The organism is Paenibacillus baimaensis (assembly GCF_025567575.1).
Genome location: NZ_JAOQIO010000094.1, coordinates 336,275 through 352,904, shown reverse-complemented (window position 1 = coordinate 352,904; position 16,630 = coordinate 336,275). Strand labels below are relative to the sequence as shown.

Sequence of the window (16,630 nt, the reverse complement as noted above, 5' to 3'; positions counted from 1 at the left end):
TATCAACTTCTAGCTGAATGTACATTTGCATCGCTCATTTCATCTTACAGAGCTTTACAACTAAAATATAAAAAGACGTACTCCATCTACCATCTGATCTCGCTTCTTAGATGATGGTTTGGGGCACGTCTATTTTTCAACCCATATTATCGATGGGTAAAACTCGTTCTTGGCTAAACTGGATTCGCATCTTCCTCGACAGCAAATTCAAAATCATCCATATCAAAGATGTGAACCGGTAACCGCGCTTCAATAATTCTGTCTACCAAATCCGGCTGATCCGTCATAATGGGAGCTTTCTCGCGCAAGGAGGTCAATATCAGCTCCGTCTCAATAGGGTCAAACTCTTCACCGTACTCTGTATTATCGTAGGCATTCACCACAGTAAACGAAACATTGTCGTTGAATGGCAAAGGCGGACTTTTTCCCCAAGGTGTGGCTAAGGCGCGCTCCAGCTTTTTCTTGTTAAAAGGCTCCTCGAGCATCGCAATTAACTCGCTAATTTTCGAGCGAACATGTGCCTCATCAATAGATAAAGGCATCACAGGTTCCTTGCTTTCTATCATTTCGTACAATTCACTTATCGTTGTATAAGGAACCAGGTATTCCACGGCCTGACTCGGCACGAGCATTTCTCCGTACACGGCAATCATTACAGCCTCAATCACAAAACGCTTGCGCAAAACTTTGTCCCCCTTAAAATGGATGAAAATCTCATCGGTCACACAGACTATAATCTCATCATTATAGCACAAGGAAGACAAGTTCGCAGAACGTTTGTGTGTTCGGCGGCACCACACCGACTTAAAACGGGAAGGACTGGTAACCTCCATCAACTTGGTTTAACTTGATTTCCTATAAATCTCGGATAACAGACGGACCAATCGGCCTTATCCCATCTTCAAAGTGCGGGGACAATCCGCATATTGCTGAAACTCATGAGAAATAGGATCCCACCCTTTAACGGTGAGATCCCTAATGAAAAGTCCTTTAGTGGTTTTACAATTGTTCCAGCAGCTTAGCCAAATTGCTGATCGAGCGTGCCGATGCCTGCCTCTGATCCTCGTTCCCTTCATACTCGACGGACAACCAGCCCGTATAACCAGCACGTTTCAAACTGGATAACACAAACGGTAGATCGACGTCTCCTTCTCCGGGAACCTGACCGGCATACACGTCTCCACTAAGCGAAGTATACGTTCTGCCCTTATGCTCACTTTCCGTAATTTTCTTGAAATCCTTCAAATGGACATGAGATACCAAATCAATCAGCTCGACAATAGCTCCATTCGGCTGCTCGTCTACGAGCAGGAAGTTCCCCGTATCAAAGGTTTGACGCAAATATGGGGAACCGACCTCAGCTATGATTTTGGATACCTGTTCAACCTTACCGGCAAACAGGCCATGATTTTCCAGGCATAGCGTAATTCCCTTGGTTCCGGCATAAGCTGCAGCCTCTCTCAAACCATCCAGTATCCAATCCTTGGCTTGCTCGAAGGTCATATCTCCCGACTTATCACCTGAGAATACACGTACAACCTTTGCTCCCAGCAGTACAGCCATATCGACGCTTGAGCAAATATCCTGAACCTGCTCCTTGCGCTTCTCCTCATCAATTTGCGCCAGATTATTGCTAGCCCCAAAGCAGGCCAACTCCAAGCCATTGCGTCTGAGTGCCTCTTGCACGGGTTCAATATCTGTATCCGAATTCCAGAACATACTGAGAAGCTCCACACCATTTGCACCTGTTGATGCAGCATAATCGATGAAATCGGCGTTCGTCCACGTTTTATCATAAAAGCTCTGATGGCAGCTCCATGCGCTTAATGCTATCTTCATCTATACGTGCCTCCTGTCTATTGATAATTACGAATAAAAGTGACTGCTTTGCGAATATCCACCTCGGGCTGGTCGCCCACTTCACGCTCTATTGTCAAATAACCTGTATATCCGATTTGCTGCAGCGCTTGAAAATATTCCGCGAACTTGACTTGTCCTTCTCCTAATGGAACTTCCTCAAAAGCTTTGCCGGACGCTGCCAATTGGGCAATATGCTCATGTGTCATTTGGCTGTAACCCAAATACCCGTATACTTCCTTCGGATCGATTTCCCGAACCCTGATTCCGTCCTTCACATGCGTATGCACGATATAATCCTTTAGCAGCACAACTCCCTGAACGGGATCATCTCCAGTCACCATCACCATATTGGCCGGATCAAAATTGACAGAAACCCCGTTTTGTGTCAGCGAATCCAGAAAAGTCTTTAATCTGGCCGCAGGCTCCGGACCTGTCTCAATAGCAAAATAGGCATTCATCCCGTGCGCATAGCTACTCAGTTCCTCGCAAGCGGACTGCATGGCCGCATAAATCCGATCATTCGGATCCTCAGGCACAATCCCGATGTGAGTAGTCACTATATTCGTTCCAAGCTCAAGCGCCAGATCGAGAATTCGCTTTGATTGCTCGATCTTAACAGGATTCGCCGCTGCATCCTGAAAGCCATGGCCTCCCAGATCTCCACATAATGCCGAGATTTCCAAACCTAATGAATCGATATAGCTTTTGAGCTCACGTCGAGCCTGCGCTGATAAGCCCGCTGGATCCATCTCACCAGAAACCGCGTAAATCTGCACGCCATCGGCACCAACCTCCCGCGCTTTCTTTAATCCTTCACGAACGCCGATCCCAAAGCTATCGACGATGACTCCGACTTTGTTGGTAAGCTTCATATCTTGAGCCCTCCTTCATCTATTTTTCCAATTACTTTAGAACTGTATTTCCTTACCTTCGGCTGCGGATTGATAGATCGCACTTAATATTTTAATCATCTCGACGCCATCCTCTACTGGACATATCGTTTCCGTGCGGCCGCGGCAGCAATCAACAAAATGAGCAATCTCCGCATTAAAGCCAGGCTGGAATTGAAAGCTGGGATGATCGATCTGTGGAGTTATATTGATAATCGTATTCAGCTGCTCGGATATGATCTGAAGCTCAGGTTCGATCTCTGCTCCACCCTTATCTCCGTACAGTTTAACAGTGAGTTCATCCTTGCGCGCATGCAACGTAAAGCTGACATCCACCATTAACGACGCTCCATTGTCAAAGCGGATCAGTGCATTCGCCAGATCCTCTACATCATTATGCTCAGCATTGAAATCAGCTGCCTTGTAATAGGATAAATTGTCAATATGCGCGCGGTTTCCAAGCTTGCGGTATGTATTGCCGCTAACCGACTTTACCTTCGGCTTGCCCATCAAATACCAGCATAAATCGATCACATGCACCCCAAGATCGATCAACGGTCCACCACCAGAGCGTTCACTATCCGAGAACCAGCCGCCAGGATTACCAAGTCGGCGCAAGCAGGAAGCTTTTGCATAATAGATTTCACCCAATTGCCCGGCGTCCACAAATTTACGCAGAGTCTGTACATTCGTGCCATAACGTCTGACATAACCGACCTGAAGTACCTTACCAGAATCATGAACTGCCTTTTGCACATTTAGCGCTTCTTCTACCGTCTTGCAAAGAGGCTTTTCACATAACACATGTTTCCCCGCTTCCAGAGCCGCAATGGCAATCTTCGCGTGCATGTGATTCCAGGTACAGATGCTGACTGCCTCAATATCGGGATTTTGCAGTAGCTCCATATAATTCGTATACGTAGTACCCGCACCATAACGTTCTGCCTTTTCCTGTGCTCTCGTTTCATTCAAATCACAGATTGCGATTAATTCAACTTCCGGGTGTACGGAATATGCGGTCAAATGGGCCTCGGAAATCGATCCGGCACCGATAACGGCAATTTTCAATTTAGACATGGCGTCAGCTGCCTCCAATGTATGTTACAATAGGATGAATACCTAACAACCATACCATGGAGCCGAGATGGAGTGAATGCACAAAGTGACACGATTCATGGATTATATGATCAGTCCACAGCCACTTCGGACCATTGACTGCAAAGTCGATTCAAGTAAGCTGTATGTTCAATCTCTGAGAATAACCAATGTCGGTCATCTTCCTGGAAGAACGATGATTAGACAGCAGGCCACTTTCAGTAAATGGGCGATTGTTTATATTACTGGGGGTAAAGGAAGCTATCAGGTGAACGATGGAGTCCGGCAGCCTGTTGAGCAGGGAAGCTTGTTCTGGTTCTATCCGGGCGCCGAATTTCATTATGGTCCTGATCGTAACGGGTATTGGGATGAGTTTTATTTTACAATTGAAGGTACTCGCATTCAGGAATGGATCGATCATTGGGGAATCAAGCGGGATAAGGTACTGAAGGTAGGTACAGATGACGCCCAATACAATAAAATTGAACGTATCTTTTTATTGATGGAAAGCGGTGTTCCGGCAAGTATTGATCGGGCATCCCTGCTGCTTGAATCGATGCTGTACGAGTTCATCTTGAACGCTAACGAGCAGCCGGAGAGCAACAGGATGCATAAAATGATCCCGATCATGGACGATATTTCAAATTTTCTTAACGAACCGATTGATGCTGACAAAATAGCGAAGCGGCACCACATCTCCGTATCCACACTGCGCCGCAACGTATCTGAATATACAGGTTATCCGTTTAATGAATATGTTCATCGATTAAAAATTGCTGAAGCCAAAAATATTTTGATTAATTCTGAGCTGTCCATCAAGGAAATTGCTCATCAATTGGGTTATACGGACGTCTTTTATTTCTCTCGCCTATTCAAGCAGTACGTGGGCGTTGCCCCAAATACGTACCGCAAGCATATGTAAGCAAGACAGAAGATTTGCAAATAATCATGAGTCTAAGTTAGCTGCAAAATCCATTTGTCCACGGCGTAAGCGATACCGTCTTCACGCAGTGAGCGAGTGACGAAGCTTGTTTTTTGCTTCAAGGTATCATCAGCATTACCCATAACGATACCAAGGCCAACTTCCTCAATCATTTCCCAATCGTTAAGCCCATCGCCAAATGCTGCAGCTTCATTCGTGGAAATACCTAGATGGTCAAGCAGCCTTTGCAAGCCGATTGCTTTATTCATGCCACCAGGATTAATGTCGAGTGCCCAGGAACGCCAGCGGTGCATATAATAGGTGTTACTTTCTTCACCCACATAGAGGGACTCATCCTGTTCGTTACAAAATACAATGCATTGATATATATCAGGCACATCCTGATTAAATTCCAACAGGATTGGATTCATGAAGCCGATCTCCTGCTGAGCTTGCAGAAAATAGGGAGCATCCTGACGATTTGTAAACATTTTCTCTGAGCCATACAACAGAAGCGTTTGGTTCAAACGATCAGCTTGCTCAAGCCACTCGCGTACAGTATCTTTGGCGAAGGCACTGCCGAAGACGGTTTCTCCTCGATAACCTATATGTGTGCCGTTGCAGGTAATAGCCCAATCGATACCAAGCTCCTCGCGCAGCGAAGCCATTTCGTACTCACTACGACCTGTACATAAGGTAAGAATTATACCTTGCTCTTGTAAACGCTGAAGCGCCAAACGGGTCGATTCGGGCAAATAATCCCGGTCCCGCAAAGTTCCATCCACATCAAATGCTACAAGCTTGATCATCTCTGCCACCTCACCTATCTATAAGGCTTATATCTATAAGCTGATCTTATTATAGCAGAGATGTCGCTTGTCAGGAACGATAGATTAAGCTCATGCTTGAACAGGAGGATGGATAACTTCTTCTGCAAGTGTACGCATCTGATCCAGATGCTCCCAGGGCTCGCCATCGCCCAGATAAGTAAGTGACAGTGGACCACGGAATCCCGCATCTACCAGCAGCTTCATGCAGCGGCGAAAATCTGCCGTATCGATCGTACCGTTATCATTAAGGGCCGCTTTGACGTGTACAGTCTCAGCAAGTGGCAATACGTCAGCAAGCTGCCGATATTTGTCCTCTTCGAAGTTGCCGAAGTCTGCCGTAAAGCCAACCTTGGCATCGCACAAATCGAGGAAATAACGGCAGTTCTCAGAGGTTGACAGCAGCTCATCCAAATTTTCGGTCATGATCCGGATTCCCAGCCCTGCCGCATAGTTGGACAGCTCCACAAAGCCTTCGGCGGAGCGTTTAAGCGCTGCTTCATCATTGGCAAATGATTCACCGGCCGCAATACGAACCCGGTGGGCCCCTGCTTTGGCCGCAATGTCCAGCCATGTTCGGCACCATTCGAGATCAGCCGCGCGGCGGACAGGATCGACCGACGACAGATCCGCATAGTCGAGCAGCAGCGAAGCGAAGTCTACACCTGCCTGCTGAAACGCGGTTCTTAATTGTTCAACATACAGCGTATCCGTTTGCGGAAATTGCGAATAGCTAACCTCGGCAGCGGTATATCCTTTTTCTTTCAATGTGGCAGGCAGATTCAGCAGCGACAAGACTTCTGGCTGTTGCTCAACCTTTGTCCTAAGCTGCTTGCCAGCTTCGTCCCATTCTGTCATTGTTAAGGTTCCAAGCTCACTTTCCAGACTAAACGTATTTATTGACCAAAATGCCATTTTGAATCCCCTCCTGTTTGTAATCAGCAAGCGTGTTATACTATTATTACTACTATTAACCCTCAAGGAACAAAATCATTCACAAAATAGAGATTGCTTACGAATATTGTGAATAGCAGGAGGCGCTATGATGGATACCCATACCTATAAACGTTATAACAAAGAACAGCAGCTACAAAAACAATCCTCAGGGAATTTATATAAAGGCCGTGATTCCATTCTGCATCGAGATGTGATGCTCTATATTTCGGAATTTAATGAGAACGAAGGTCCACGTCTGGATGTGATTCAATCGATCAAGGATGGCTCACAGTTGCCGGAAGACCGCTTTATGCATGTCTGGGATATTGAACTCGATTCACATTCGATTATGATTGTACTGAAGCCTGAGCTCGGCTATTTTTTGGAAGAGGAGCTTGAATCACATTCCTTAAGTGTATATGAAATACTTGTTCTCATTCGCACTCTTGGGCAAAGTATGCAGGATGCGGCCAAGGATGGCATCTCTGGCTTTTCGGTTCATGCCAACAACATTTGGATTCAAGGCGCGAATCAGCCTATCATTATTAACTATTGGAGCAACGAAGATCCGCTCTGGAGTGAAGCCGGAGGATTGGGGCGTTTGCTGTATCAGTTGATCGCAAAAACTTCTATTATTCCCGCTAATGTGGAGGCTATGGGGCTGCTGCTCGTAGATGCTTTAGGCAAAATGCCTGTGGACGAAAAAGAGGTCATAATCAAATGGATTCGTGCTGCCGTTCTCGATCGCAAGAGCTTGACAGTGCTGCTGAAAGGCCTTGATCAAATGCTGCTAACGTATCCTGAACATCTGGATATGGAACGGACTCTTTCCGAAAAAAAGCTGATCCCGCCTATCCCACCCGATCCTGATCTGACGAAGAAAATGGCCGCGGTTCAATCGCCTCAGGAGCAATTTCAAAGCCGTTCGTTTCAGGATACTATCATTAGTCCACCTAAATCGGCTCCATACCAGGCAAAACCCGTTCAACAGCAAGCCAGACCCGTTCAACACCAACCACAATCCGATCCTGAGGAACTGGAGACTGCTGTACGACGTAGTGGAACTAAAAAGAAGTGGATCCTTGCAGGCCTTATCATTCTTGTTCTACTGATTGCAGAAATGTTAACTGTACATTTGCTTAGAAAACCCGATCAGCCATCGAATCAGCCAGTGGTTGTCGAAAAACCAGCCGTTCCGAATCCGACTCCACAACCGACCACTCCGACGCCTGCACCTGCCACTCCAAAGCCGGTCAACGAAGGGGATATCGTAGTCGTTCCGAATTTAAAGGATATGCCATTAAAAGAAGCGGAAGCACTTCTTCTCGCAAACAATTTGCGTTATCAATTTTTCCTGGAGGCTAATGAAGCATCAGCAGGTAAAGTCATGAGACAAGATCCTCCGGCGAATCAAAATGTGGAAAAAGGCACTGAGGTTACCTTTTACGTGGGGAAATAAGAAAAGCTCTATCGAGGCCTTTCAAAGATGAGCGACCGCGGTTCAGAGGTAGGTTTTCTTGAAACATAAGAATCCTTCAGCTCCGCTGAAAACTTATAAATTCTTATGTTATAAGAAAAGCTTCTGATCGAAGCCTATTCGGTGAAGATACATTCGTGTCCAATAGGTTGCTTTTCTTGCAATATCAGAATATTCAGCTCTGCTGAAAACTTGTAAATTCTGATATTATAAAAAAATAGCAATAGCGAGCAAGGTCAGTGTCGATATGCCTGGCCTGCTTTGCTATTGCTTGATAGGCTCCATGTTAAGTCCGCCCTTGATACGCAGCGAGACGAGAGGCTCTGGCTGAACCGGCAGCGAATCTGTCCGACGAAAGCGAAATCTTTTGCCGACTGCTGCCAATATCAGGGTTGCTTCCATCATGGCGAAGTTAGAGCCGATGCAGCTTCGCGAGCCCCCGCCAAACGGAAAATAAGCAAACCGCGGCCAAGATCCTGCTCCCTCTGCGAATCGTTCAGGACGAAACGTCAGTGGATCCTCAAATACATTCCCATTTCGATGAATGGAATAGGGACTGATTAGAAAGGAGCTGTGCGGAGCAAAGGTCTCACCCAGCATCGTCACTTCACGTTCGGCTTCCCTCAATATGGTCCAAGCTGGTGGGTACAGACGAAGTGCCTCTTGAATGATTTGGTTCGTATAGGTGAGCTTGCGGTACTGCTCCATAGCTGAGCCTACGGTCAGCTCGACATTCTCCAGCTCTTTGTGAAATTTGGCCTCCACCTCTGGGTGCTCGCCCAGTGAATACCAAATCCAGGTGAGCAAATTCGCGGTTGTCTCATGTCCGGCCAGCAGCATGGTCATCATTTGATTGCGCATTTCCTCTATCGGTATGCCCTCACCGTTCGTATCCTTCGTATCCATCAGCAAGCCCAGCAGGCTTAACTGATATTTGTCGGGATGGATTTGGGCATCATTAATAACTTCATAGACCATCGTCTCCAGCGTACGAATGGCTCTTCGATGCACAATATTTCCCGGAGTGGGCATACCTAGCGGCATAATAAAGGGTGAAAATAAAGTCCGTGCAGAGCGCTCAATCGTATCATTCACAGCTGCAGCCAGCTCCGATTTGCGTTCCTCCAGATCGGTGGCAAACATCGTCTGGGCTATTACCGTCAACGTAAGCTGCATCATCGTATCACTGATGGAGAGGGTTTGTCCTTCTGTGAGCCGGTTAGCGAACGCTTCTGCTTCCCTGAGTACGATTTGGGCATACGACTGAATGCGTTCCTTGTAAAATACAGGCTGCATATACTGACGCTGCTTCTGGTGACGCTCATGCTCTGATGTAAGAAGTCCATCCCCTATCGTTCTGCTCAATACCGAGGAAGATCGTCCTTTAACGAAAAAGGCGTCCTTGCTGACGAGAATTTCATGGACAAACTCTGGCGAATTCACAATATAGGCTGGCCGTTTGCGTCCATTGCCCAAGTAAACCATATCGCCGTCATGGAGAGTGCTCTCCAGCAGATGAAGCGGATCCTTTTGAAATGCCATAAACACCTGCAATCGGGACTTATCGATTTCTGTGACTCGGCTTATGGTCGTCGCCTCCTTACTCTGCTTGGCCGCAATAAGCAACAACATCCTTGTAGGATAAGCTTCCGCCAAAAATATCCAAAGCGCTGCCTACGGTTATATCCATATTTCCATGTACAATGGATCTGAACAGCTCCAAATCTTCCATCGAACGAGCTCCACCCGCATAGGTTGTCGGAATCGTTACCCAATCAGCCAAATGACGAACCAGACTTTCATGAATGCCTGTACGTTTGCCTTCTACATCGACCGCATGAACAAGAAATTCATCACAATAGCTTGCCAGCTCACGTATATTTGCTTGATTCACTTCAAAGCTGCTGAACGTTTTCCATTGGTTCGTTACTACATACCATACCCCGTCTTTAGCTTTGCAGCTTAGATCGATGACAAGTTTTTCCTTGCCTACAGCTTCTACAATCCGACGCAAATTATGCATGTCCAGCTCGCCATCACGGAAAATGTATGAGGTCACGATCACATGCGACGCACCTTGCTCCAGGTAGGAAACTGCGTTATCCACAGTGATGCCTCCACCAATCTGAAGACCACCCGGATAAGTGCCAAGCGCCTGCTTAGCCGCCTCTTCATTACCGCCGCCAAGCATGATCACATGCCCGCCCCGCAGTTGATCCTGTTGGAACATGGAGGCATAGTGCGCAGAATCGTACTCGGAAACGAAATTTTCTACAACATCATGGTTAGCCGCACTTAAAGTTTCACCTACTATTTGTTTGACCTTACCTTGGTGTAAATCAATACAGGGCCGAAATTTCAAATTAGTTACCTACCTTCTATCTGATCATGCTGTTCATCCTGATCACTCTGTTTATATTTGTAATCATAATTGTGGAATCGACGTGATTATAACCGCGATGCTTTCTTGGGAACACTAAGCTGCTGCCAATCCGCATCCTTGATCTGCTTGCCGATATACACAATTTGTCCCACATGATAACCATAATGTTGAATCTGTCTGGATATGGCCTGAATCACGTTATGTACCTCTCCGCGTATTGTGATGTTACTCAGCAGGTCTTCTTCCTTCAATTCTTGTAAGGTCTCAAACGTAAGCTCCCAGCCTGAGCGCCAAGCTTCCAGAAGTGCTTCGCGGGTATCATAACCTTCTTCAAACTCGGCATCCCGATTACGGCTTGGCTTTTCCCCATCTGTGGTAAGAAAATCGGTCCAGCGTGAAAGCATGTTTCCATGGAGATGTTTAACGATAATCGCTATGGAATTCGATTCAGGACTTGGTTTCAAGTGCAGTTCCTCATAGGATAATTGCAATAATGTTTTATAGCCCAGCCTCTCTGCACTCTTGAAGGTATCGATAGACGTTTGCAATAATATGCTGCCTATACTCATGTTTCCCTCTCCTTGATACCGTATTTTCCTATCTATCCTATCATACTATGTCAGGCCAAATATAGAAACTACAGCAAGAAAAAACCGGAGAATCCTGCAGCCGATTACAAGAGCGATGCGTTCGCCTTGATTCCAGCCTGATTCTCCGGCTTGTTTTATTATAACTTCCCCCTATGAGTCCAGGGATATTTGGTTTACCAGCCTAACGATTTCTTGCCTGCTTCCAGTGCCGTTACGATTCGTTCCACATCATAGATGCTTCCCCGCCAAGTGCCGCCGCTAACCGCTTGCAGTGCTGCCCATAATCGGGTATCATCCGGCAGTTTCGCATCGGGAGCCAGATCAGGATGCGGGTCACGAGCCTGAAGAATGAGCGCACCCTCCTCCGGACTGACGAGATCATCGCCGTGACCGATAAAATGGACGCTGCCTTCAAGGGTATCACGGTTCACTACGATATCAATCGTATCGCCATTACGCAGCTTCCCGATCGGACCACCAGCAAGTGCCTCGGGTCCGACATGACCAATACAAGCTCCTGTTGATACCCCCGAGAATCGGGCATCAGTAATGAGCGAAACGTATTTGCCAAAAGGCAGATGCTTAAGCGCTGATGTTAATTGGTAGGTTTCTTCCATTCCGGTTCCAGAAGGACCGCGACCGATCAGCACCATAATATCACCAGCCACTACGCCTCCGCTTTTAATGGCAAAGATCGCTTCGCGCTCAGAGGTATACACCTTTGCTTGGCCGCGGTGACGATAAACACCATCCTCACCAACAACGGATGCATCGATAGCTGTTGATTTAATTACTGAGCCTTCCGGAGCCAGATTCCCCATCGGAAAGGTTACGGTTGAAGTAAGCCCTCTTCGTTTGGATTGCTCTGGTGTCATAATGACATCATCCGCTTCAACACCATCGGCATCCAGCAGCAGCTTCTTAAGCGCTTGCCGACGCTCGCTCGTTTCCCACCAATCGAGAACCGTCGACAGCTTTTCCCCTGTAACTGTCATTACATCCACATCCAATACACCGAGCCTTCTTAGATGCAGCATCACTTCGGGTACGCCACCCGCCAGAAATACGCGTACTGTCGGATGATAATCCGGTCCATTCGGCAGCACACTGACCAAACGCGGAACCGATTTATTGATCTTAATCCAATCCTGAACCGTAGGCACAGGCAGCCCCGCCGCATGGGCAATGGCCGGAATGTGCAGCAGCAAATTGGTCGAACCGCCAAAAGCGGCATGAACTGCCATCGCGTTGCGGATAGCCGATTCCGTCAAAATATCCTTCATCTTGATACCCTTGGCTTCCATCGCCATCATAGCTCGTGCGGATTGGCGGGACATCTCCTTCCAAATCGGCTGACCAGAGGGAGACAAGGCTGCATGCGGAATGGTCATGCCAAGCGCCTCAGCAACGACCTGGGCCGTTGCTGCCGTTCCGAGAAACTGACAGCCACCTCCTGGGGTTGCACAGGCGCGACAGCCCAAATCGGCTGCATCTTCCAGCGATAGCTCCCCATTCGAATAACGGGCGCCTATCGTCTGAATCTTGCCTGCATCCTCGCCATTTGTTGGAGGGAGCGTCACACCTCCTGGAACTATAATGCAAGGCAAATCATGTATACCAGCAAGCGCCATCATCATCGCGGGCAGCCCTTTATCACAGGTCGCTACGCCAATGACCCCTCTGCGGGTCGGTAATGAACGAACCAGCCGTCGAAAAACGATAGCCGCATCATTACGGTAAGGCAATGAATCGAACATTCCGGTCGTTCCCTGGGAACGGCCATCGCAGGGATCGCTCACATAGCCGGCAAAAGGCAGACCGCCGTTATCGGCGATCTCATTAGCTGCTTCTTCCATAAGCAGACCTATTTCCCAATGGCCCGTATGATAACCAAGAGCAACCGGAGTCCCATCATCCTTACGGATTCCACCTTGCGTGCTCAGCAGCAGAAACTGCTTGCCACTCAGGCGAGAGGGCTTCCAGCCCATTCCAACATTTTGCGAGAGCCCGAATAAATCACCGCTCGGTGAATTCAGCAGCATCTCCCGTGTTAACGGAAGCGAGCCCTCGGGACCGGAAGCATGGGTATGAATTTCATATATTTGCGAATGGTCGGTGCCCATAATCTGATTTAACTGCTCACTCAATGTGGAACCCTTCTTTCCTGACGTTCTGTACAGTATGGATATCCTTCCATATGCAGCTCTATGATTAAAATTATTTGGGCAGGATGACTAGGATTTTAAAAATACGGTTTTTATCGCAGTGAAAAATTCAATAGCCGCTTGACCCTGCTCACGTGAATGTGAGCTTGATTGTTTCATTCCACCGAATGGAGCTTGCAGCTCAACACCAGCTGTTTCCGCATTAATTCTTACCAGACCTGCATCCATATCCTGAATAAAGGCCAATATATTGCTAATGTTTTGTGTGTAAATCGAGGCGCTGAGTCCATAATCGGAGTCATTAGCCAGTGCAATCGCCTCTTCCATCGTGTCGACCTTGATTAAAGCGAGCAAAGGTCCAAAAACCTCTTCGCGGGCAATGGCCATATCTGGTGTTACTTTATCGAATACCGTAGGTTGAATATAGAACCCATCGGCCAGATCCGCCTGATCAGGACGTGCGCCTCCAACAAGCAGCTCTGCGCCTTCGGCAATCCCTTTTTCAATGTAAGAAACAACGGTATTTAGCTGATTTTCATTCGCACAAGGTCCTAACCAGGTTCCCTGCTCCAAACCATGACCTACCTTCAAATCCCTAACTTTGGTAACGAGCTTGTCTTTGAACGCTTCATAAATCCCGCTCATCACAATAACCCGCGAAGTCGCTGTACATTTTTGCCCAGTTGATTTGATACCGCCGCTGATCGTACCATCTACTGCCAAATCCAGATTCGCATCGTCCGCGATAATGACCGGATTTTTCCCGCCCATTTCCAGCTGATACTTGGCACCTCTCGCCAATGCTGCTTGACCGACGCTTTTACCTACCTGATTGGAGCCGGTAAAGGTAATGCCGTTAACATCTTTATGCTCAGCAAGACCTTGACCGATAACGGAGCCGCTGCCTGTAATTAAATTGATAACGCCTGCCGGAAGACCCGCTTCAGCAAAGCATTCGATGATTTTGGCTGCAGTAACTGCAGTTTCTGTTGCGGGCTTGAGAACAACTGTGTTTCCGTAGATCAACGCAGGTGCCATTTTCCAAATGGGAATCGCCACCGGGAAATTCCAAGGTGAAATGACACCGACCACACCAAGAGGAACGCGGGTCGTGAACATGAGTGCTTCGCTATCTGTAGAAGGAATCACATCGCCGATTTTACGCATGCCTTCTCCGGCATAGTATCGTAGAATCGCTACACCACGAGCGGTTTCACCTTTGGCTTCCGGCAACGTTTTGCCCATTTCTCTGGTCATCGATTCAGCAACCTCATCCAAGCGACGTTCGAGTACGTTGGCCGCTTTGAATAAATAATCGCCTCTTGCTGCACCGGAGAGCTTTCTCCATGCTTTGGCCGCGGCTTTCGCTGCAGCTACGGTTTCGTTCAAATCCTCGGCGGACGAGGATTGGACATAACCCACCACTTCATGGCGGCTCGCCGGGTTGATACTCGAAATGGTTTTGCCTGTAGAGGCTGCTTTCCATTCACCATTGATATAATTCAAATAGGTTTGTTCGCCTGCAAATGTTCCCATCGTAATTCCTCCTTAGAATTGTCATTGGTTAGAACGGATAATTGGATTAAAATGGCGTATTCGGTGTAATTGGTATGGATTAGTCCGCGCTTTTGACTGGATTGATCAAGGTACCAATACCGGAAATTTCAATGTCGATACGGTCCCCATTTGCAAGTGTAAATTCATTAGGAGGCACAATGCAAGTTCCGGTCAGCAATACGGTTCCGGCAAAAACCTCGTTGTCCCTCACCAGAAAAGATACCAGCTCCTCCAGCTTCCTTTTTAGCTGACCTGTACTGGCTGTACCCTCTACAACCTTTTCCCCATCACGGTAAATGGTACTGGTGATTTGGAATTGATAAGGATCAGCAACTGCTTCCTTCAACAGTATAGCTGGTCCAATTGAGCAAGAACGCTTCCACATCTTGGCCTGAGGTAAGTACAATGGATTCTCACCCTCGATATCCCTGCAGCTCATGTCATTACCGATGGTATAGCCCAATATCGTGCCAACGCTATCCAATACGAGTCCAAGCTCCGGCTCTGGAACCTGCCACTCCGAATCGCTGCGAAGCTGAACATAATCGCCAGGCCCAACTGTGCGTGCAGCCGTCGATTTGAAGAAAATTTCCGGACGTACCGCATCATACACTTTGTCATAGAAGGTCGATGCGTCCATTTTGCCACCTGTTGCTTCATAGTTACGTGCCTCACGGCTCCGTTCATAAGTAACACCAGCAGCCCATACCTCGGGGGCTTCGATGGGTACGAGCAGTTCAAGCTGATCAAGCTTCTCTGTTACAGGTGATTTACCCGAAACCAGCGCTTGCACAAACTCCAGAATCGACTTTCCTGCATCCCTTGCTTCGTTTACTAATGAAATAAAATCAGCTTGCTCCAGATTATACACCGCTTCATGTTCGTTCACAGCTGCTAGTTGTGGTAAGGATTGTGCATTCGTATATCGGATAATTCTCATCGATAACTCCCTCTTCCATTCGAAATTGATTTTTGTTAAAGCTAAAATGCGATTTTGTTTGACATTATAAAACACAGTTTTCGATTCGTTTTAAAATAAAATGCCTATTCAGGCATTCATGAATCCTAAGGACGATAACCCATAAGCTTGGAAATCGTCTTCGTTTCTTGCAGGAGCAGTTCAATCAATTGTTGAAACTGGCTATCGTCTACAGCAGATAATAATGTGGATACGCTCATAGCCGCTGCGACTTGACCATTATGATCATAGATTGGAGCAGCAGCGCAACGTACGCCTGGCTCGTTCTCCTGATCGTCTACCGCATAGCCCTGACTTTGGATCCTGGAGAGCTCAGTGAGAAAAGCTTCCTTATTCGTGATCGTTAAAGAAGTTTGAACGACATAGCTGTAATCCTTCAACAACAGCTCTATCTCTTCTTGTTTACGAAAAGCGACTAAAGCCTTCCCAACGGCACTACTGTGAAGCGGCACTCTACGACCTATTCGTGAGTAGCGGATCGCTGCCTTCTCACCCTCAACCTTATCAATATAGACACCTTCCTTGCCATCCAAAATAACGAGATGCGTGGTTTGTCCGGTTTGATCGGTAAAAGCGGCAAGATGCTTACGTGCTAACGACCGAATATCAAGCCGCTGCAGCAGGAGCTGACCCTTTTCCAGCAGTCGCATGCCAAGCCGGTACTTGCCTGTTTCCTCATCCTGTTCGATATAGCCGTGTAACTGTAAGGTTTTCAACAGCGAATGCACCGTGCTCTTGTGAAGGTCCATCCGGTTGCTGATCTCGGTGATCTTCAATTCAGTTGTGTACTCATCGAACAAATCGAGAATGTTTAAAGCACGGTCCAGGGATTGAATAATTGGCATGGCTACTCCTTACGATTCAACCAAGTGTTTTATAATGTAGAACGATGGTTGATATTATGCGATACGTTTATCATAAACAATATTTTGTTTTCTTTCAAGCTTTT

15 protein-coding genes are annotated in these 16,630 nt (G+C 47.2%); 2 read left to right on the top strand and 13 right to left on the bottom strand.

The features are described 5' to 3' along the window. Positions 1-173: 173 nt before the first annotated feature. The 4 genes from OB236_RS25315 to OB236_RS25300 form a co-directional block, all read right to left on the bottom strand. Complete coding sequence (locus tag OB236_RS25315) at positions 174-683, bottom strand: ADP-heptose synthase (RefSeq protein WP_262686404.1); 510 nt, start codon at positions 681-683, stop codon at positions 174-176. Between the two features lie 316 nt (positions 684-999). After that, on the bottom strand, positions 1,000-1,839 hold the full coding sequence (locus tag OB236_RS25310; RefSeq protein ID WP_262686403.1) for a sugar phosphate isomerase/epimerase family protein: 840 nt from the start codon (positions 1,837-1,839) through the stop codon (positions 1,000-1,002). A gap of 17 nt (positions 1,840-1,856) precedes the next feature. Then, on the bottom strand, positions 1,857-2,732 hold the full coding sequence (locus OB236_RS25305) for a sugar phosphate isomerase/epimerase family protein (RefSeq protein ID WP_083689399.1): 876 nt from the start codon (positions 2,730-2,732) through the stop codon (positions 1,857-1,859). A 36-nt stretch (positions 2,733-2,768) separates the two neighbouring features. Further along, a complete protein-coding gene (locus tag OB236_RS25300) occupies positions 2,769-3,827 on the bottom strand; it encodes a Gfo/Idh/MocA family protein (protein ID WP_262686402.1) in 1,059 nt (352 codons plus the stop codon). A gap of 85 nt (positions 3,828-3,912) precedes the next feature. Between OB236_RS25300 and OB236_RS25295 the strand changes: the two genes are divergently transcribed. Continuing rightward, positions 3,913-4,767 (top strand): AraC family transcriptional regulator, encoded by an 855-nt coding sequence (locus OB236_RS25295; RefSeq protein WP_262686401.1) that lies wholly within the window; start codon positions 3,913-3,915, stop codon positions 4,765-4,767. Positions 4,768-4,799: 32 nt separating this feature from the next. On the opposite strand, the gene OB236_RS25290 is transcribed toward OB236_RS25295, so the two are convergent. Both OB236_RS25290 and OB236_RS25285 read right to left on the bottom strand, forming a co-directional pair. Continuing rightward, positions 4,800-5,576, bottom strand: coding sequence for an HAD family hydrolase (locus tag OB236_RS25290; RefSeq protein ID WP_262686400.1), 777 nt, complete (start codon positions 5,574-5,576; stop codon positions 4,800-4,802). Between the two features lie 90 nt (positions 5,577-5,666). Further along, positions 5,667-6,509: a sugar phosphate isomerase/epimerase family protein gene (locus OB236_RS25285; protein ID WP_262686399.1), complete on the bottom strand. Its 843-nt coding sequence runs from the start codon at positions 6,507-6,509 to the stop codon at positions 5,667-5,669. A 130-nt stretch (positions 6,510-6,639) separates the two neighbouring features. On the opposite strand from OB236_RS25285, the gene OB236_RS25280 reads away from it, so the two are divergent. Continuing rightward, positions 6,640-7,989, top strand: coding sequence for a PASTA domain-containing protein (locus tag OB236_RS25280; protein ID WP_262686398.1), 1,350 nt, complete (start codon positions 6,640-6,642; stop codon positions 7,987-7,989). 282 nt (positions 7,990-8,271) lie between these two features. Here the strand turns inward: OB236_RS25280 and OB236_RS25275 are convergent, their stop codons facing one another. The 7 genes from OB236_RS25275 to OB236_RS25245 form a co-directional block, all read right to left on the bottom strand. Beyond that, a complete protein-coding gene (locus tag OB236_RS25275; RefSeq protein ID WP_262686397.1) occupies positions 8,272-9,639 on the bottom strand; it encodes a cytochrome P450 in 1,368 nt (455 codons plus the stop codon). After that, positions 9,608-10,369 (bottom strand): phosphoribosylformimino-5-aminoimidazole carboxamide ribotide isomerase, encoded by a 762-nt coding sequence (gene hisA, locus OB236_RS25270; RefSeq protein ID WP_262686396.1) that lies wholly within the window; start codon positions 10,367-10,369, stop codon positions 9,608-9,610. The genes OB236_RS25275 and hisA overlap by 32 nt, the downstream gene beginning before the upstream one ends. A gap of 86 nt (positions 10,370-10,455) precedes the next feature. Continuing rightward, on the bottom strand, positions 10,456-10,959 hold the full coding sequence (locus tag OB236_RS25265; protein ID WP_083689396.1) for a DUF1572 family protein: 504 nt from the start codon (positions 10,957-10,959) through the stop codon (positions 10,456-10,458). Between the two features lie 194 nt (positions 10,960-11,153). Continuing rightward, positions 11,154-13,103: a YjhG/YagF family D-xylonate dehydratase gene (locus tag OB236_RS25260; RefSeq protein ID WP_262686619.1), complete on the bottom strand. Its 1,950-nt coding sequence runs from the start codon at positions 13,101-13,103 to the stop codon at positions 11,154-11,156. Between the two features lie 111 nt (positions 13,104-13,214). Next, a complete protein-coding gene (gucD, locus tag OB236_RS25255; protein ID WP_262686395.1) occupies positions 13,215-14,681 on the bottom strand; it encodes an alpha-ketoglutaric semialdehyde dehydrogenase GucD in 1,467 nt (488 codons plus the stop codon). A 79-nt stretch (positions 14,682-14,760) separates the two neighbouring features. Then, entirely contained in the window at positions 14,761-15,642 is an 882-nt protein-coding gene (locus tag OB236_RS25250; protein WP_262686394.1) for a fumarylacetoacetate hydrolase family protein, read from the bottom strand. Positions 15,643-15,767: 125 nt separating this feature from the next. Then, complete coding sequence (locus OB236_RS25245) at positions 15,768-16,526, bottom strand: IclR family transcriptional regulator (protein ID WP_262686393.1); 759 nt, start codon at positions 16,524-16,526, stop codon at positions 15,768-15,770. Positions 16,527-16,630 lie beyond the last annotated feature (104 nt).

Coding starts and splice junctions, on each gene's coding strand:
- OB236_RS25310 (WP_262686403.1), bottom strand. CDS start 1,839: ATGAAGATAGCATTAAGCGCATGGAGCTGCCATCAGAGCTTTTATGAT.
- OB236_RS25305 (WP_083689399.1), bottom strand. CDS start 2,732: ATGAAGCTTACCAACAAAGTCGGAGTCATCGTCGATAGCTTTGGGATC.
- OB236_RS25300 (WP_262686402.1), bottom strand. CDS start 3,827: ATGTCTAAATTGAAAATTGCCGTTATCGGTGCCGGATCGATTTCCGAG.
- OB236_RS25290 (WP_262686400.1), bottom strand. CDS start 5,576: ATGATCAAGCTTGTAGCATTTGATGTGGATGGAACTTTGCGGGACCGG.
- OB236_RS25285 (WP_262686399.1), bottom strand. CDS start 6,509: ATGGCATTTTGGTCAATAAATACGTTTAGTCTGGAAAGTGAGCTTGGA.
- OB236_RS25280 (WP_262686398.1), top strand. CDS start 6,640: ATGGATACCCATACCTATAAACGTTATAACAAAGAACAGCAGCTACAA.
- OB236_RS25275 (WP_262686397.1), bottom strand. CDS start 9,639: ATGTTGTTGCTTATTGCGGCCAAGCAGAGTAAGGAGGCGACGACCATA.
- OB236_RS25265 (WP_083689396.1), bottom strand. CDS start 10,959: ATGAGTATAGGCAGCATATTATTGCAAACGTCTATCGATACCTTCAAG.
- OB236_RS25260 (WP_262686619.1), bottom strand. CDS start 13,103: ATGGGCACCGACCATTCGCAAATATATGAAATTCATACCCATGCTTCC.
- gucD (WP_262686395.1), bottom strand. CDS start 14,681: ATGGGAACATTTGCAGGCGAACAAACCTATTTGAATTATATCAATGGT.
- OB236_RS25250 (WP_262686394.1), bottom strand. CDS start 15,642: ATGAGAATTATCCGATATACGAATGCACAATCCTTACCACAACTAGCA.
- OB236_RS25245 (WP_262686393.1), bottom strand. CDS start 16,526: ATGCCAATTATTCAATCCCTGGACCGTGCTTTAAACATTCTCGATTTG.